We start from the raw sequence: 16,976 nt of genomic DNA, 5'->3' as shown, positions 1-16,976 counted from the left end.
TCAGCGAGTGCTCGACCACGCGGCTACTCCCCTGTGGCTACCGGGCGACCAGGCGTGTTCGACCACTGGCTCCAGGAGCCGTGGAAGATCTTCGCGTCGATGCCCGCTTCGGCGAGCACAAGCGCGGTGTGTGCTGCGGTGATACCCGAGCCGCAATAGGCGGCGACCGGCGTGCCATCGCCGATGCCGGCATCCGCGAAATTCTTCTTGAGCGTCTTCAGGTCGAGCAGTGTTCCGTCACTCGCGACGTGCCTGCCGGTCGGCAGGTTCACGGCACCCGGGATGTGCCCGGCGATCGGATCGAGCGGCTCGGTCTCGCCGCGGAAGCGCTCCGGCGCGCGCACGTCGAGCAGCACACCGGATGCTGGGACCTCAGCCGCTTCGTCGATCGTGAGGCTGTCGCGCGAGACATCCGCGAGGGTCGCCGTGCCCGGTTCGGGGGTCACATCGCCCGTCTCTGTGTCTCCGCCGGCATCCTTCCAGGCCTGCCATCCGCCATCGAGCACCCGCACATCGACGCCGCCTTGACGCAGCAGCCACCACGCGCGTGCCGCAGGAAGGCCGCCCGCATCGTCGTACGCGACGACCACGTCACCGTCGTTCACCCCCCATCGGCGCGTAGCATCCTGCACCTGCGAGGTCGACGGCAGCGGATGCCGCCCCTCGTCAGGCCGGCCGTGCCGGGTGAGCTCGCTCTCGAGATCGACGAACACCGCTCCGGGGATGTGGCCCCTCAGGTACTCCTGCACACCCTCCGGCTGCACGCTCCCGCCAGGAACGCTCAGACGCCAACGCACGTCGATCACGCGCACGGCGCCGTCGCGCATCAGGTCGGCCAGCTCGTTCACACTCACCAGATGAGACATGGTTCCAGGCTACGGCGGCCCGAGGTCGTCGAGCGGCACTGGTCCACTCACAGGCACGTTCCAGTGGGGACTCGGACCTGCCGGCGAGGAGCCGCTGATCGGGCCCTGCGGAACGCGGTGAAAGGAGGAAAGTGTCGGCCCCGATCGAGGCAACCGACACTTTCCTCCTTTGACGCGCTGGGCGCGACGGTGCGACGGGTGCGACGGGTGCCAGAGAGTTCAGCCTCGGGACGAGTCAGGCCTTGGCGTCGTTCTCGTCCTCGTCGAGGTCGTCGTCCTCGTCGAAGTCGTCGTCGCCCTCGCCCTCGGGCGCGAGCTCGATGACCTCGTCGCCCTCCTCGAGCACGTCGACGTCGTCAGCGTCTTCGGTGTCGTCATCCGCGGCATCCGAACCGAGCACGCCGTCGGGGCGGATGAGCTCGCGCACCTCGGCCATGAAGCTGTTCAGCTGCTGCTGCTGCCAGCGGAGCTGACGCGTGCGGTCCTCGGCGTCACGCAGCACCTCGGTGGTGTGACCCGTGACCGTGCTGACGATCTTCTGCGCCTTCACGCGTGCACGCTCGAGGGTCTCGCGGGCGCGCACCTGGGCGTCGGCCTCGATCGCCTGAGCCTGCGAACGCATCAGACGCTCGTAGTCGTCGGCCTTCGCGGAGATGCGCTTGGAGTGCTCGAGGGATGCTGCGACCTGCTCGTTCGCGTCGGTCGTGATGCGCTCGGCGTGGGCGACGGCCTGGTTGTGCAGCAGCAGGAACTCCTGTTGCGCGTCGTCCTGCCGACGGGTCAGGGTCTCCTCGAACTCCAGCACGCGTGCGTTCATCTCACGCACCTCGCGCTCGGCATCCGCCCGCTGCTGGCTGGTCTCACGCGTGACCATCGAGCGCAGCGCCGCCGAGCCCTTCTCGGCCTCGGTGCGGACGGTCGCAGCCTCCTGCTCGGCCTGGATGACCTTCTCTGCGGCGTGCGCTGCCTCGCGCTGGATGGTCGCCTCGTGCGCGGTGTACTCGGTGTCGATCCGAAGGCGCACCTGATCTGCGTCGTGCTGCGCCTGCGCGGTGATGCGGTCCACTTCTGCGGCGAGCTCGACGCGGCGCGACTCCGCCTCTTCCCGCGCGGCTTCGAGCAGACGCTCGGCCTGCACTGCGGCATTCTGGATCAGGACGGATGCCTGCTCCTCGGCGACGCGCAGCACGGCCTCGAACTGCAGGCGTGAACCCTCGGTGTCCGCACCCGTCTTCGGGGCGTCCACGAGCTCGTTGGTGAGCGTGGCGACCTGCTGCTCGGCGTCATCGGCCTGCGCGCGGGCGGCGGCGAGATCTGCCTCCAGCGCCGCGATGCGGTCGTCGTTCTGCGCCTCGAGCTCCGCGATGCGTGCCTCACGCTCGGCGAGCTCCGACTCGAGCTGCGAACGAGCGGACTCGACGTCGCGGCTCACCCCCGCGCGGGCCTCAGCGAGCTCGGCATCCGCCCGCTGCACCTGCATCCGCAGGCCCGCCAGCGCGGCATCCACCTCACCGCGGTCGTATCCACGGAAACCGATCGTAAAACTGCCCTGTTCGCGACTCTGACCCTGCGCCAGCTGGTCGAAGAAATCGGCCCCGTGCTCGTCGACGTTGTTCTCGGCGGAGTTGCTCACAGGGAGTGCCTTTCTGGAGGTGCTCACCGAACGACCCTCGCGACGCGCAGCGTCAGTGGGGGAAGGCGACGGCTAGCAGAAATGGGGGGAGGATCGAGCTGCGAACTCGGTACTCAGCCTAATGAGTTCCCCACCTCTAGGGAACCGGGAGATCCGTATGAGCGCGCCGAGGCGGGTGCGGCGTCGCCGCCTCCCCCATCCGCGCCGATAAACTGCCGCCTACCCCGAGAAGAAGGATGCCGCGATGCCGCGTTTCGATCTGCCGCTGGAGGAGCTCCGCTCCTATCGACCCGATGTCGCGGAGCCCGCGGACTTCGACGACTTCTGGGAGCAGACCCTCGAGGAATCCCGCGCGGCCGCGCAGCCCATCCAGCTTCGCCGCATCGATTCCCCGCTGCAGTCGGTGGAGGTGTACGACGTGACCTTCAGCGGCTTCGGCGGCGATCCGGTGGGCGGATGGCTGCTGCTGCCCGCAGACACCGATGAGCCGTTGCCAGCGGTCGTGGAGTTCAACGGCTACGGCGGAGGCCGCGGCCTGCCGCACGAGCGCCTGGGGTGGGCGTCATCCGGCTATGCGCACTTCTTCATGGACACCCGCGGCCAGGGCAGCGCGTGGGGAACCGGCGGGATCACGGCAGACCCGCACGGCTCAGGCCCGGCGGCGCCGGGCTTCATGACTCGAGGGATCGAGGATCCGAGCAGCTACTACTACCGCCGCGTCTACACCGACGCCGTGCTCGCGATCGACGCCATCCGCTCCCTCGACCGGGTCGACGCTGCGCGCGTGGCCGTGTGCGGCGGAAGCCAGGGCGGAGGCATCGCGATCGCCGCCGCCGGACTCTCCACCGGCCTGATCGCCGCGATGCCCGACGTGCCGTTCCTCTGCCAGTTCGAGCGCGCAGTCGGCCTGACCGGACGCGACCCGTACAACGAGATCGTCCGGTACCTCTCGATCCACCGCGGCACCGAAGAGCGCGTGTTCGAGACCCTGTCGTACTTCGACGGCGTGAACTTCGCGCGCAGAGCCACGGCACCCGCCCTGTTCTCCGTCGCCCTGATGGATCCGGTCTGCCCGCCCTCGACGGTCTTCGCCGCACGCAACAGCTGGGGCGGAGTCGCCGACATCACCGAGTACGCGTTCAACGAGCACGAGGGCGGGCTGGGTCTGCAGTGGCAGAACCAGGCCGCGTTCCTCGCTGAGCAGCTCGCCGGCTGAGAACTAGCGGCGCCGATACTCCTCGTCGGTGACGTGCTCGAGCCAGGTCGTCGTCTCGGCCGGATCGTCGGCTCCCTCGAGCAGCGCGAGGTGCTGCATGAAGCAGTCCCCTGTCGCACCGTGCCAGTGCTCTTCACCCGGTGGGGTGTAGATGGTCTGACCCGGCGTGGCTTGCACGACGGTGCCGTCCCGGGTGCCGCAGAGCGCGACACCCTCGGTCACCCGAAGATACTGTCCGCGCGCATGCGAGTGCCACGCTGTCCGAGCACCGGGCGCGAAGCGCACCAGTCCGCCGGACATCCGTTGATCAGCATCGTGCGGAACGATGATCGGGTCGAACCAGACGTCGCCGGTGAACTGCTCCGGTGGGTTCTTGACGGTCGGGATGCGGGGTTCGATGTTCATGGGTCTCCTCTCGGCGTTCGTCAATCAGACCGTCAGCAGCACCTTGGTGGCGCGACGCTCATCCATCGCCTTGTACCCCTCGGCTGCGTCTTCGAGCGGCAACGTCAGATCGAACACGTCGCCGGGTGTGATCTTCCGCTCCCAGATGAGCTGGATGAGCTCGGGAAGGAAGCGACGCACCGGTGCGGGTCCGCCATGCAGGTGCACGCCGGAGAAGAACAGCTCCTGGCCTGGTAGCGCCACGTCGTGCGAGACGCCGACATAGCCGACGTGTCCGCCGGCGCGAGTCGAGCGGATCGCCTGCATCATCGACTCCTGAGTGCCGACCGCCTCGATCACGGAGTGCGCGCCGAGCCCGTTCGTGAGCTCCTTGATCTTCGCCACGCCCTCGTCTCCACGCTCTTCGACGATGTCGGTCGCGCCGAACTTCCGCGCCAGCGCCTGACGGTCGGCGTGCCGGCTCATCGCGATGATCCGCTCTGCGCCGAGCTCCTTCGCGGCCAGGATGCCGAGGAGCCCGACGGCTCCGTCACCGACGACTGCGACGGTCTTGCCCGGTCCGACCTCCGCGACGACGGCGGCGAACCAGCCGGTGCCGAGCACGTCGGATGCAGCGAGCAGCGCCGGGATCAGGTCGGCGTCCGGCTGTCCAGGGGTCGCGACGAGCGTGCCGTCGGCGTGCGGGACGAGGCTGTACTCCGCCTGCGTTCCGTACTGCCCCATCGGCACGACGTGCACGCAGCGGGACTGGTATCCGGCCCGGCAGATCTCGCAGGTGTTGTCGGATGCCATGAAGGATCCGACGACGAAGTCGCCGACCTTGATCGTGTTGACGTCCGCGCCGATCTCTTCCACGACGCCGACGTACTCGTGGCCCATCGGGGCCTCGTGCACCGCGTCGGTGCCGCGGTACGGCCAGAGGTCGGACCCGCAGATGCAGGTCGCTGCGATCTTGATGACGGCATCCGTCGGCCGGGCGATGGTCGGCCTCTCCCGCTCTTCCACCCGGACATCGCCGGGCCCGTACATGACTACTCCACGCATGTGGTTCTCCTTCTTACGGTCAGGTCTTGGTCTTACTCAGCCCCGCAGGGCGCGGATCCGCTCGAGGTCGGCGATGGTGTCGGCCGGCTCCGAGTCGACTGGCATGTTGTCGGCATCCTTCGCCCCATCCAGCTCCACATCCGAAGCGAGCGCGGCGAACAACGGGTCGAGGTCGGTCTGCGCCGGACCGCGCTCTGCCACGAGTTCCAAGGTCTTGCCGACGGCGGCATCCGACGTCAAGGCGGCCACCAGCACCTCGGCGATCTGTGATCGGGCGATCACGCCGTCCGCGGGGCTCTCCGCATGACGAGTGTCGCCCTGAAGGAAGTGCAGTTCGTGCTGGTCGTCGGCGTTGTAGTCGAACCATGCCGGGCGGACGATCGTGTACGGATGCCCGCTTGCGCGCACGAGCCGCTCGGCCCGCCGCTTCCAGTCGTGCGCTTTGTTCGAGCGATTGAATGCGCCGTCGCGGCCGGTCACTCCGATCGCGGTCATCTGCGCGATGCGCACCGGTCGGTCACCGATGGCCTCGAGGATGCCGCGCACACCGCCGTAGTCGACGGCGCGGTAGCCCGCCTCGTCGCCATGCGTGCCCTGCGTGAAGACGACGGCGTCGATGTCGCGGGCGGCATCGACGAGAGTGGACGGGTCGGTGAGGTCGCCGACGACGGTGTTCTCGCCGCCGACACGGCGGCTGAGGATGCGGATGCTGTGGCCAGCCGCCTGTGCGACGCGGGCGACGTGCCGGCCGATGCTTCCGGTTCCGCCGACGAGGAGGATGTTCAGAGTGGTCATGGTTCCCCTTGGTTGTCTCAGGTGCGGCTGCGGTCTTGATCTCGGCGAGGGCGCTCATGAAGCCCTCCGAGCATCCGCTGGCCCCTGCGAGCCGGTCTATTGCGATGCTGTCGATATCGACGCCGAGGATCTCTGCATCGATCGCTTCGGCGAAGCGCTGCTGGTGTCCGAGCGACGTCGAATCCTCGGCCGGTGTGGTGAGACTGACATCCATGACCACATCAGCCTCGAGAGTGAGAGTGACGTCCTGATGCGACGGCAGCGACCCGTACCACCCGGTCGCCTCGTAGGTGCCGTCCGTGTAATCCATTGCCGGTGTACCATCCGTCGCTGGGGCCTCGGTTGCCGTGGATGTCGGGGCCGGCGTCGCGGTTGCTGCCCCGTCGTCCGGAGCGGCAGAGCAGCCCGCGAGCCCTGCACCGAGGATCACGGCGCCGACGGTCGCCGACACTCCGGGGGCCAGGAACACATCTGTCGGCGCATTCGGGCGAATCCGCCCGACATCTGTGAATACGACCCCGGAGTGTCGCCCGCCGTGCGGGTCATGCTTCCGGGATCTCCCGTCCGAAGCTCTCGAGCGTGATGTCTGCGGGCTCAGGTCCGCGACGCACATCGGTATCGAGCGCATCGATGGACGAGAGCTGCTCCGCCGTGAGCTCGAAGTCGAAGACATCGAAGTTCTCGGCGATACGCGCGGGGCGCACCGACTTCGGCAGCGCCGAGCGACCCTGCTGCAGGTGCCAGCGCAGCATCACCTGCGCCGGGGACTTTCCATACGACGCGGCGATCGCCTTCAGCGTCTCGTCGTCGAAGGCGGATGCCCCGTTCGGGCGGTACGCCGTGATGCCGCCGATCGGCGACCACGCCTGCGTGATGGTTCCCGCCGCCGCATCCGCAGCCTGCACCGCGCGCTGCTGGAAGTAGGGGTGCACCTCGATCTGATTGATCGCCGGGACGATGCTCGTCTCTGCGGCAAGCCGCTGCAGGTGATCGACCATGAAGTTGCTGACCCCGATGGCGCGGACACGGCCGTCGGCGAGCAGTGTCTCGAGCGCCTTGTAGGCACCGGCGGTCAGGTCGAAGCGCGACGGCAGCGCCTGGTGCAGGATCAGCAGGTCGAGCTGGTCGACGCCGAGCTTGCCGGTCGACTTCTCGAAGGCGTGCAGGGTCTCGTCGTATCCGTAGTCGCTGATCCAGACCTTGGTCTCGATGAAGATCTCGTCGCGTGGGATGCCGGAGATGCGGATCGCCTCGCCGACCTCTCGCTCGTTGCCGTAGGCGGCTGCGGTGTCGATAAGGCGGTATCCGGTCTCGAGAGCCGAGCTCACAGCGGCGACGGTCTCTTCGGGTGCGGCCTGGAAGACGCCGAAGCCGAGGGCCGGCATGGCGACGCCGTTGTTCAGGGTGAGATTCATGGTCATGCTTCCAGTGTGCGGGTGGGTCGGGTGGAAAGGGAGGTGCTGACAGTGCCTCCCACAACGGGAATACGGGGTCTCGACGGGACGATCAGGGCCAGGACGAGGATCACCGCGACGCCGAGCAGGACGGCGGCGGCCGTGAGCGCCGCCGAAACCTCGCCGGTCAGTGCCGTCTCCGTGGCCTCGCCCTGGACGTCGGATGCCGCGGCCACCGCGACGAGTACGCCGAGGCCGAGAGACATCCCCACCTGATGGAAGGTGTTGACGACGCCGGAGGCCGCACCGGCATCCGCCGTCGTCGCGCCGGATATGCCGAACGTGGTCATCGGGGCGAACGCGAGACCCTGCCCGGCGCCGATGAGGAGCATGGGAAGCGCGACGCCGGTGACGTAGGCACTGTCGGGCGCGAGGCGACTGAGCCACAGCATCCCTGCCAGTGTCAGCGCGACGCCGACGACCAGCGGCCAGGTGTTGCCGACCCGCGCGACGAGCCGCGGGATCGCCATCGCGACGACGAAGTTCACCACCGTCATCGGCAGGAATGCCAGCCCTGCCTGCAGCGCGGTGAATCCCAGTACGCCCTGGAGGAACTGGGTCGTGAAGAAGAAGAACCCGATCATCGCGCCGAGGTAGGTCAGGCGCACGAGATAGGCGCCGGTGCGGATGCGGCTGCTGAAGAGGCGCAGTGGCATGATCGGCTGGGCGGCGCGCGATTCGGCGAGAACGAAGACGAGGAGGAGCGCTGTCGCCGCAGCGAACGACGCGAGCGTGAGCGGGTCGCCCCAGCCGGCGTCAGTGCCGTGCAGCAGAGCGAACACCAGCGCACCGATGCCGAGTGTGGAGGTGATGGCGCCGGTGGCATCGAAACGACCCGGAGATGTCGGAGTCTCGGGCAGGAACCGCGGGGCGAGCACGATCATCGCGATGCCGATGGGCACGTTGATCCAGAATCCAGCGCGCCAACTCAGCAGTGTCGCGGCGGCACCGCCGACCAGCATCCCGAGGCTTGCGCCGATCCCGGCAGTGGCGGCATACCAGGCGACCGCCCTGTCACGTGCCGCCCCCTCGAAGCTCGCGGTGAGCAGCGACAGCGCCGAGGGAGCGACGATCGCGGCGCCCACGCCCTGCAGTGCGCGCGCGGCGATGAGCATCCATGCCGTCGGGGCGAGGGCGATCAGCAGGGATGCGATCGAGAAGACGGCCAGACCGAAGACGAAGACCCGACGGCGACCGAGGATGTCGCCGGCCCTGGCGCCGAGCAGCAGAAGCCCGCCGAAGACGAGCGTGTAGGCGTCCTGCACCCACGCGAGCTCCGCGGGTGCGAGACCGAGGTCGACCGCCAGGGAGGGCAGCGCGGTGAAGATCACCGAGTTGTCGAGCAGGATCATGAAGTAGCTGACGAGGATGATCGTCAGGATCGCTGCAGTGTTCCTCGAGCCGGGGTTGTTCGTGCCGGGGTTGTTCGTGCCGGGGTTCCTCGTGCCGGGGTTCCGCGTTCTGGTCATGGATCCATTCCACTCGCGCCCGCACATTCCAGGCAGTGGCGCGTGTTCCCGGTACTGCCAGTGCCTCCCTCATCGCGGCGAGGCGGCGTACCTTCGGAGCATGGACACCCGCAGCGAAGTGCGCGAGTTCCTCTCCACGAGGCGCGCACGCATCACCCCCGACCTGGCAGGACTGCCCGCATACGGCGGCAACCGCCGCGTGCCGGGTCTCCGCCGTGAAGAGGTCGCGATGCTCGCAGGAGTCAGCGTCGACTACTACACCCGGCTCGAGCGGGGCGATCTCTCCGGAGCATCCGACAGCGTGCTCGATGCGCTCGCCAGAGCACTGCAGCTCGACGATGCCGAGACGGCCCACCTGTTCGATCTCGCCCGCACGGCGAACGCGTCGCCGGTGGTGCGCAAACCCCGCAAGAAGGCGGACGGTCTGCGCCCCAGCATCCAGCGTCTGCTCGACGCGATGACCGGCGCGCCCGCGCTCGTGCGCAACAACTATTTCGACTATCTCGGCGCGAACGCGCTCGGCCGCGCACTGTACGCACCGCTGTTCGCCGAGCACGAGCCCAACAGCGCGCGCTTCGCCTTCCTGAATCCCGCGGCGCAGGACTTCTACCCCGACTGGGAGCGCAACACCCAGGACCTCGTCGCGACGATGCGCGGCGAAGCAGGCCGCAACCCCTACGACAAGAGGCTCACCGATCTGGTCGGCGAACTGTCGACACGAAGCGAGCGGTTCCGCGTTCTCTGGGCGGCACACAACGTGAAGTACCACCGCACCGGGGTGAAGCGGATCAATCACCCGACGTTCGGTGAGTTCGAGCTGACCTACGAAGCATTCGAACTGCCGGCAGACCCTGGACTGCAGCTGTCGACGTACACCGCAGAGCCGGGGACGCCGTCGGAAGAGAAACTGAAGCTGCTCGCCAGCTGGGCGGCGACGGATGCCGCGGCAGAGGTGCCGGTGCACCCAGAGGCGTGAAGCGCACGAGCCCCGACCTCGAAACATTCCGGAATCATCGGCCTTCTACGCTTGAACAATGGCGAAGCACGCATCCGGCTGGAACCCCTCTGACGACGGCATCAACTTCCACACCCGCAAGTGGGTGCGTCCGGAGGATCTGAACGCGAACGGGTCGCTGTTCGGCGGCAGCCTGCTGAAGTGGATCGACGAGGAGGCCGCGATCTACGCGATCGTGCAGCTCGGCAATTACCGTGTGGTGACCAAGCTCATCTCGGAGATCAACTTCGAGGCATCCGCCCTGCAGGGAGATCTCATCGAGATGGGCCTGACCGCGACGCATTTCGGTCGCACCTCTCTCACGATGCGCGCAGTGGTGCGCAACATGATCACGCGCAAGCGCATCCTCACGATCGAGAAGATCGTCTTCGTCAGCCTCGGCGAGGACGGGCACCCCGTGCCGCATGGCTACTCGAACATCACCTACGATCGCGACCGCATGCCGCACGAGCACCCCGGCACCGGAACCATCAGGCTCCCCTCCGCCTGATCCGCGCACCCGGCGCCAGGGTCAACGCGGACGGACGGTCACGCTCTGCACCGAGATCCGCGCTCGAAGTAGGCGGTCATGTTCGGATCGTACGGCGTCGACTACGGCAGCAACTGCTCGACGAACAGGAAGACGCCGATACCGATCATGGCGACTCCCGAGATCTGGCTGACGACCCGCGCCGCGCTCGGACGGGATGCCAGGACGGCGTTCGCGCCGAACGCGACGGCGAAGTACACGGCGGCGCACGAGGCGGTGTGGACAGCGCCGAGCACCACGATCTGCAACGAGAGGGGCCACGCCGACGTCGCCTGGGTGAACTGCGGAAGGATGGCGAGGAAAAGGAGGAACACCTTCGGGTTGAGCCCGCTGATTCCGAACCCCTTCAACGCCCATCGCCCCGGGGAGGCCTCCACCAGTTGAGTGCCCTCACGGACGATCGCGGGCTGACGCAGTGTGGACACACCGAGCCACACGAGGTACAGGGCACCGGCGATAGTGAGGATCGCGAGTGCGAGCGGGAGGCGCGCGACCAGCGCACCGATGCCTGCAGCGACGATGATGGTCGCTGCAGCATGCCCCGACACCATCCCGAGCACCGCCGGAACCGGGCGCCGGCGAAGACCCGCGGAGATCGCGTATGCCCAATCCGCACCCGGTGTGATCACGAAGAGCATCGACACTCCCCAGAACGCCATGATCGCCGTCGCGGCCATCCGGGACCCTCCATCTCCTCGCGACTTTCGTCTGTCGCGTGGAAACTCTAGGTTGAATCAACCCGAATGTGTTTGCATTCCTCACTTGAATACGGCGATTGTGAGCAAGACTATTCACCATGGATGCGATTGACCGGAAGATTCTTGCTGAGCTGCAGAGTGATGGCCGGTTGACCATCACCGAACTCGCCGAACGTGTGCAGCTCAGCGTCTCGCCGTGTCATCGACGACTGCGCGAACTCGAGCGTTCAGGAGTCATCACCGGATACCGCGCCACACTCGACCCCGCGTCGCTCGGACTCGGCTTCGAGACGCTCGTCTTCGTCACGATGCGGGAGGCGACCCGCGACTCGATCGCCCTGTTCGAGGACGCCGTCACCGAGATCCCCCACATCACCCTCGCCCAGCGCCTGTTCGGCGACCCGGACTATCTGCTCCGGGTTGTCGCCACCGATCTGGCACACTTTCAACGGTTGTATGACGAGCAGCTCAGCGCGCTGCCGGGCGTGCACCGACTGAGCTCGACGCTCGTGATGCGCAAGGTGATCGATGACAGAGCGCTGCCTTTGGGCTGACCTTCTGCGGGACCCTTTCTGCTCTGAGCAGAACAGCGGTGACACCGACGAACGTCAGGGTTACCGTGAACCATGGCCGAGATCGTCCCGTTCCCCCGCACGCCCCACCCCTCTCGCAGCCCGCGCCCGCAGAACGGGCCGGAGCCGCTCTGGCGGCATCTGCTCGGAGATCAGCTCCGGCGCCGGCGGCATGAGCGTGAAGAGACCCTCACCGAGACAGCCGACAAAGCCGGTGTCTCACCGCAGTACCTCTCCGAGATCGAGCGCGGGCTGAAGGAGCCGTCCAGCGAGATGATCGCCGCGGTCGCCGGGGCCCTCGACACGACGCTCATCGAACTCGCCAGCAGCGTGGCCGATGAACTGCGTATGGCCTCGGTACCGGCATCCGCTGCCGTGTCAGTCGGCGCTCGCGGCGCGCTCGCTCTCGCCGCCTGAGTCGCGCATCTCACCCGCTCGGGTGAGGCGGTTCGCCCCGCGGAGGGATGGCCGCGACCAGGGGCCGCTTCACGATTGAGGCATGACACATCCGGACACGGCCGCATTCCCCGACTCTGCCTCAGACGACCGCTCCGCCGAGCCGCGTCGTGACGGCGCATCCGTGCGTCCCGACCGGCTCACGGTCGCGGGCGCGATCTCCCTGCTGACGATCTCGGCGTTGCATACCGTGGTGTTCGCCCTGCACCCGTGGTGGGGCCCCTGGATGGCCGGACCGTTCCGAACCACCCAGCTGCCGACGGATGCGGCGGTGCAGTTCTGGGGACTTCCGGGCGGCTTCGTCGTTCCCGGCGTACTGCTCGCGCTCCTCATCCTTCGGGCCGGCCGACGCGGCGACACCGTGCCGCTGTACATCGCGCTCACGCTCGGCATCTGGGCGCTCGTCTGCATCTGGATCGTCGGCCCGAGCGGCTTCCTGCTGCTGTTGATTCCGACCACTCTTCTGCTCATCGCGAGTCTCAGGTCGCGGCGTGGTGCCCCGCGTCGTGGGTGACGGCGCCCTACCCCCGCTCCCCCAGCACGGTGTCGATCAGCCCGTAGTCGAGCGCAGCGGATGCTGTGAACACCCGGTCCCGATCGGTATCGACGCGCAGCGCCTCGACGGTGCGACCGGTGTGCCTGGCGAGCACGGCCTCCATGTCGGCACGCACCCGCACCACCTCGTCGGCAGCGAGGATGAGGTCGGGGATCGCCCCGCGGGACTGGCCTGCGGGCTGGTGCAGCACGATGCGCGCATGCTCGAGCGCGGCGCGCTGCTCCGGCGCGCCGGCTGCCGAGAGGAGGGCGGCAGGGCCGATCGCCTGGCCGACGACCGTCGTCGCGATGGCGGGGCGGATGTGCTGCATCGTGTCGTAGATCGCGAGCGCCGCACCGGGGTCGCCGCCCTCGCTGTTGATGTAGAACTGGATGCCGGTCTCCGGACTGTCCGCGTCGAGATGCAGCAGCTGCGCGATCAGGGCGTTCGCGACCCCGGCGTCGATTCCGGTGCCGAGGTAGATCACGCGCTCCGCGAGCAGGTGCGAGTAGACGTCCATGACGCGCTCACCCCGCGGATGCTGCGCGATGACGTTCGGAATCGTGTAGCTGCTCATGACTTCGCTCCTTCCGTGGCGGATGCCGCAGCATCCGTCCCCAATCCGACCCGCGCGCGACGGCGCGGCATGACCTCTGCAACCGAACTGACGATCGCGTCGATGAACCCGTACTCCTCGGCCTGTGCGGCCGTGTACCAGCGGTCGTGCAGCGAGTCCTCGAAGATGCGCTCGGCCGGCTGACCGGTGTCATCGGAGATGAGCCCGAGCACGGTATCGCGCATCTGCCGCAGGTCATCGGCCTGCACCTCGATCTCGACGGCCGAGCCGCCGATGCCCGCCGACCCCTGATGCATGAGGATGCGGGCGTGCGGCAGCGCTCGTCGCTTGCCCTTCGTGCCGGCGGAGAGCAGGAACTGCCCCGCGCTGGCCGCTGTCCCGAGTGCGAGGGTGGCGACATCGTTCGGGATGAGGCGCATGATGTCGCGGATCGCCAGCATCGACGGCACAGAGCCACCGGGCGAGTGGATCCACAGGGCGATGTCGGCGGCCGGATCCTCAGCGGAGAGCGTGAGCAGCTGCGTCATCAGCAGCGTGCCGTTGTCGTCGTCGAGGGCGCCGTCGAGCACCAGGATGCGGTCGTGGAACAGTGCGCGTCTGGCCTCTGGGCCGAACTGCGGGATGGGGGTCTCTTCGCTCATGAGTTCAGCCTGCGCGGTGGGAGCGCAGCCGGCGCGGGAATCCGCTCACGGCGGTTCTGCCGTGGGCAGAGAGACTCCATTGCCCCCACCGCCGGACAGCGAACCGCGAGCAGGCCGCTTCTGATGAGCAGTTACAAGGCACGGCCGTTCGGCGTGACCACGGCGCGGCCCGAGAGCTCTCCGGCCTCGAGCCTGCGATAAGCCTCGAGCGCGTCATCCATGTCGAAATACTCGACATCCGGCGAGATCTGCCCTGCACGATAGAGGGCTGCGACCTCGTGCAGCTCCTCGATCGTCCCCCAGTAGGTGCTGGTGAAGTCGACCTCGTACGGCACCTTGAAGAAGCTCCACGCGTACTCTCCACCGGCGATGCCGACGACAGTGAGCCGGCCCTGACGGGCGACGGATGCCGCGGCGAGCGCGATCGTCGGTGCAATGCCGACGAAGTCGAAGACGGCATTGACGCCCTTGCCCCCGGTCAGCTCGCGAATGCGCTCGGCCTGACCTTCGCCGCCGGGAACGGTCACGGCGCCGAACTCCTCGGCACGCGCCATCGCCTCGGGCTTCATGTCCGTAGCGATGACGGTGGCTCCGGTGATCGCCTTGAGAATCTGCACGGCGACGAGTCCGAGGCCGCCGAGGCCGATGACGAGCGCCGTCTTGCCGCCGCCGGCCAGCTTCGGCAGCGACAGTTTGATCGCGTGGTACGGGGTGAGACCGGCATCCGCCAGTGGCGCAGCCGCATAGGGATCGGCGTCGCCAAGCGGAACGAGGTTGCGCGCCGGGACCGTCATGTACTGGGCCATTCCGCCGTCACGGCCGAGACCTGATGCCATGTACGGCATGTCCGCGACGTTCTCGCAGTAGGTGTCCTGGCCGCGCGAGCAGGGTGCGCAGTGGCCACAGCCGATCGGGCCGTAGACGAGAAAGGCATCTCCCTTGTCGAGACCGGTGACGCCCTCGCCGAGCTCTTCGATCCAGCCCGAGGTCTCGTGGCCGAGGATGTAGCTCGGCTCGAGCTGGGTCATCCCCATGCTCGCGTCGTAGTCCGCGTACACCGCGACGTCCGAGTGGCACGCACCGGCACCCGCGACCTTCAGCAGCACCTCACCGGGTCCTGGCGTCGGCTTGTCCACCTCGGAAAGGGTGGGCGGGGTCTTCCACTGCTCGAAAACGACTGCACGCATGATGCCTCCTGATCGATCGGACGTCTGTATCTTCGACGCTACTTACTTCGCACCGGATAAGACAATCCGCCTCGGCCCGCAGCGTGAGGCGCGGCTTCGACCGCGACGGCGGTGCTCGCACGAGCGAATGCCTGAGCCAGATCGGCGATGAGGTCGCCCGCGTTCTCCAGCCCGATCGACAACCGCAGCACATCGGCGTCCGGACGCGCGTCGGCCGGCACCGGTCGGTGCGTGAGCGCGGCAGGATGCTGGATGAGCGAGTCCACTCCGCCCAGTGACACGGCGTGCGTGAACAGCGCCACCGACGAGGCGACGGCACTCGCCGCGGCGTAGCCGCCGCTCATCCGCATCGCGACCATCGCCCCTGGGCCGCGCATCTGACGTTCCAGGATCCCCTGCGGGTCGCCGTCCAGCCCGGGGAAGAAGACCTCGTCGATCTCGGGCTGATCGATCAGCCACTGCACGATCTGCTTCGCGTTCTCCTGCTGCTGGCGCATCCTGACCGGAAGCGTGGTGAGGCCCCGGTGCAGCAGATAGGCGCCGAGCGGATGCAGCACCCCACCCGTCACCGAACGAACTCGGCGCAGCGCCTCAGCGGTCTCCTCGCTGCACGCCACGACGCCGGCGATCACATCACCGTGGCCGCCCAGGTACTTGGTCGCGCTGTGCAGCGACATCGCCGCGCCGTGATCGAGCGGATTCTGCAGCAGCGGAGTCGCGAACGTGTTATCGACGACCACTGGCACTTCCCCTGCCGCCGCGACGATCGCGGCGATGTCCACGAGCTCGAGCGTGGGGTTGGCCGGGGTCTCCACGACCACGAGCCCGGTGTCGGCCCGCAGCATCGATCGCACCTCGGACGAATGGCAGTAGGAGGTCTCGGTGCCGAGCAGGCCGGAGCCGAGCAGATGGTCGGTGCCCCCGTAGAGCGGTCGCACCGCGACGACGTGATGCTTGCCCGTCGCACTCGTGTGGGCGAGGATCACCGCGGTCATCGCCGCCATCCCCGATGAGAACGCGACGGCAGCCTCGGCGTGCTCCATCTCGGCGAGCGCCTCCTCGAAGCGTGCGACGGTCGGGTTCCACAGTCTCGCGTAGACCATGCTGCCGTCCTCGATCGGGCGACCGCCCGTCGCCATCGCCTCGTACGAGTCGCCGCCGCGCTCGATGTCCGGCAACGGATTCGTCGTCGACAGGTCGATCGGCAGGGCGTGCACGCCGAGCTCGGTGAGGCCGGCTCTGCCGCTGTGCACGGCCACCGTGTCTGGATGCAGATACTGGTCGGTCATGCTTCCACGTTGCCCGAATCCCAATTGAAATGGGAGAATTCGACAGCATCCGCCGACGATGCGGCAGAATCCACAATTTCCAGCAAACGGGTGCGGTGAAGAGGAGGCCGAGTTGACGAAAGCACAACTCGACGAGGTCGACCTGGAGATCCTCGCCGCGCTCAGCGCCCGCGCCGACCTCACCAACAAGGCCCTCGCACAGCAGTTGGGGCTCGCGGAATCGACCTGTGCGCACCGGGTGCGGAGCCTGCGTGATCGCGGGATCATCCGCGACACCCGCGTCCGACTCGATGCGGCTGCGCTCGGCTACCCGCTCGAGGCGATCATCAAAGTGCGCCTCGCGAACCACACCGGCGAGAAGGTCAACGCGCTGTTCGATGCGCTCGTCGCGACGCCGCAGGTGCTGCAGGTCTTCCACGTCGCGGGCGTCGACGACTTCCTCGTGCACGTCGCGGTGCGCGATGCCGTGGCCCTCCGCGACATCGTCCTCGAGCACATCACCGTGCATCCGGTCGTACGAGGCACGGAGACTCAGCTGGTCTTCGAGCTGCGCGACGGCCGCGGGGTGCTCGGGTAGCGGACACGGGCTCGACCC

General features: G+C 67.8%; 19 protein-coding genes. 7 read left to right on the top strand and 12 right to left on the bottom strand.

Going from position 1 to position 16,976, the window contains the following annotated elements; all coding sequences use genetic code 11:
• Nucleotides 1-23: 23 nt before the first annotated feature.
• Together JF52_RS0107845 and JF52_RS0107840 are read right to left on the bottom strand one after the other, a co-directional pair.
• Nucleotides 24-866, bottom strand: coding sequence for a sulfurtransferase (locus tag JF52_RS0107845; RefSeq protein WP_033105694.1), 843 nt, complete (start codon nt 864-866; stop codon nt 24-26).
• A gap of 235 nt (nt 867-1,101) precedes the next feature.
• On the bottom strand, nt 1,102-2,526 hold the full coding sequence (locus JF52_RS0107840; RefSeq protein WP_327036962.1) for a coiled-coil domain-containing protein: 1,425 nt from the start codon (nt 2,524-2,526) through the stop codon (nt 1,102-1,104).
• A 217-nt stretch (nt 2,527-2,743) separates the two neighbouring features.
• Between JF52_RS0107840 and JF52_RS0107835 the strand changes: the two genes are divergently transcribed.
• Nucleotides 2,744-3,715, top strand: a complete 972-nt coding sequence (locus tag JF52_RS0107835) for an acetylxylan esterase (RefSeq protein ID WP_033105693.1) — start codon at nt 2,744-2,746, stop codon at nt 3,713-3,715.
• A gap of 3 nt (nt 3,716-3,718) precedes the next feature.
• Here the strand turns inward: JF52_RS0107835 and JF52_RS0107830 are convergent, their stop codons facing one another.
• The 5 genes from JF52_RS0107830 to JF52_RS0107810 form a co-directional block, all read right to left on the bottom strand.
• Entirely contained in the window at nt 3,719-4,120 is a 402-nt protein-coding gene (locus tag JF52_RS0107830; RefSeq protein ID WP_033105692.1) for a (R)-mandelonitrile lyase, read from the bottom strand.
• Nucleotides 4,121-4,144: 24 nt separating this feature from the next.
• On the bottom strand, nt 4,145-5,164 hold the full coding sequence (locus JF52_RS0107825) for a zinc-dependent alcohol dehydrogenase family protein (RefSeq protein ID WP_033105691.1): 1,020 nt from the start codon (nt 5,162-5,164) through the stop codon (nt 4,145-4,147).
• Nucleotides 5,165-5,200: 36 nt separating this feature from the next.
• Entirely contained in the window at nt 5,201-5,959 is a 759-nt protein-coding gene (locus JF52_RS0107820; protein ID WP_200880969.1) for an SDR family oxidoreductase, read from the bottom strand.
• Nucleotides 5,960-6,501: 542 nt separating this feature from the next.
• Entirely contained in the window at nt 6,502-7,374 is an 873-nt protein-coding gene (locus tag JF52_RS0107815) for an aldo/keto reductase (RefSeq protein ID WP_200880998.1), read from the bottom strand.
• Between the two features lie 2 nt (nt 7,375-7,376).
• Nucleotides 7,377-8,882 (bottom strand): MFS transporter, encoded by a 1,506-nt coding sequence (locus tag JF52_RS0107810; protein WP_084595689.1) that lies wholly within the window; start codon nt 8,880-8,882, stop codon nt 7,377-7,379.
• A 100-nt stretch (nt 8,883-8,982) separates the two neighbouring features.
• Between JF52_RS0107810 and JF52_RS0107805 the strand changes: the two genes are divergently transcribed.
• Nucleotides 8,983-9,858 (top strand): helix-turn-helix transcriptional regulator, encoded by an 876-nt coding sequence (locus JF52_RS0107805; RefSeq protein WP_033105689.1) that lies wholly within the window; start codon nt 8,983-8,985, stop codon nt 9,856-9,858.
• A gap of 58 nt (nt 9,859-9,916) precedes the next feature.
• Complete coding sequence (locus JF52_RS0107800; protein ID WP_084595687.1) at nt 9,917-10,387, top strand: acyl-CoA thioesterase; 471 nt, start codon at nt 9,917-9,919, stop codon at nt 10,385-10,387.
• A gap of 101 nt (nt 10,388-10,488) precedes the next feature.
• On the opposite strand, the gene JF52_RS0107795 is transcribed toward JF52_RS0107800, so the two are convergent.
• Nucleotides 10,489-11,103, bottom strand: coding sequence for a LysE family translocator (locus tag JF52_RS0107795; RefSeq protein WP_033105688.1), 615 nt, complete (start codon nt 11,101-11,103; stop codon nt 10,489-10,491).
• Nucleotides 11,104-11,222: 119 nt separating this feature from the next.
• Between JF52_RS0107795 and JF52_RS0107790 the strand changes: the two genes are divergently transcribed.
• The 3 genes from JF52_RS0107790 (at nt 11,223) to JF52_RS0107780 (ending at nt 12,666) form a co-directional block, all read left to right on the top strand.
• Nucleotides 11,223-11,678 carry an Lrp/AsnC family transcriptional regulator gene (locus JF52_RS0107790; RefSeq protein ID WP_033105687.1) on the top strand — a complete coding sequence of 152 codons (456 nt, stop codon included), beginning with the start codon at nt 11,223-11,225 and terminating at the stop codon, nt 11,676-11,678.
• A gap of 72 nt (nt 11,679-11,750) precedes the next feature.
• Complete coding sequence (locus tag JF52_RS0107785) at nt 11,751-12,113, top strand: helix-turn-helix domain-containing protein (protein ID WP_033105686.1); 363 nt, start codon at nt 11,751-11,753, stop codon at nt 12,111-12,113.
• 82 nt (nt 12,114-12,195) lie between these two features.
• Nucleotides 12,196-12,666, top strand: coding sequence for a hypothetical protein (locus JF52_RS0107780; RefSeq protein ID WP_200880968.1), 471 nt, complete (start codon nt 12,196-12,198; stop codon nt 12,664-12,666).
• 7 nt (nt 12,667-12,673) lie between these two features.
• Here JF52_RS0107780 and JF52_RS0107775 read toward each other — a convergent pair whose 3' ends face one another.
• From JF52_RS0107775 to JF52_RS0107760, 4 genes are all read right to left on the bottom strand, one after another.
• Nucleotides 12,674-13,264 carry a ClpP family protease gene (locus JF52_RS0107775; RefSeq protein WP_033105685.1) on the bottom strand — a complete coding sequence of 197 codons (591 nt, stop codon included), beginning with the start codon at nt 13,262-13,264 and terminating at the stop codon, nt 12,674-12,676.
• Nucleotides 13,261-13,905 (bottom strand): ClpP family protease, encoded by a 645-nt coding sequence (locus tag JF52_RS0107770; protein ID WP_033105684.1) that lies wholly within the window; start codon nt 13,903-13,905, stop codon nt 13,261-13,263. The genes JF52_RS0107775 and JF52_RS0107770 overlap by 4 nt, the downstream gene beginning before the upstream one ends.
• Before the next feature lie 131 nt (nt 13,906-14,036).
• On the bottom strand, nt 14,037-15,092 hold the full coding sequence (locus tag JF52_RS0107765) for an NAD(P)-dependent alcohol dehydrogenase (protein WP_033105683.1): 1,056 nt from the start codon (nt 15,090-15,092) through the stop codon (nt 14,037-14,039).
• 38 nt (nt 15,093-15,130) lie between these two features.
• Nucleotides 15,131-16,381, bottom strand: coding sequence for a trans-sulfuration enzyme family protein (locus JF52_RS0107760; RefSeq protein ID WP_052166837.1), 1,251 nt, complete (start codon nt 16,379-16,381; stop codon nt 15,131-15,133).
• A 112-nt stretch (nt 16,382-16,493) separates the two neighbouring features.
• Here JF52_RS0107760 and JF52_RS0107755 point away from each other — a divergent pair, with 112 nt between their 5' ends.
• Complete coding sequence (locus JF52_RS0107755; RefSeq protein ID WP_033105682.1) at nt 16,494-16,958, top strand: Lrp/AsnC family transcriptional regulator; 465 nt, start codon at nt 16,494-16,496, stop codon at nt 16,956-16,958.
• The last annotated feature ends 18 nt before the right edge of the window (nt 16,959-16,976 follow it).

This window comes from Microbacterium profundi, from assembly GCF_000763375.1.
GTDB classification, from domain to species: Bacteria; Actinomycetota; Actinomycetes; order Actinomycetales; family Microbacteriaceae; genus Microbacterium; species Microbacterium profundi.
The sequence above is the reverse complement of the archived record's forward strand: the minus strand, read 5'-3'. Positions and strand labels throughout refer to the sequence as shown.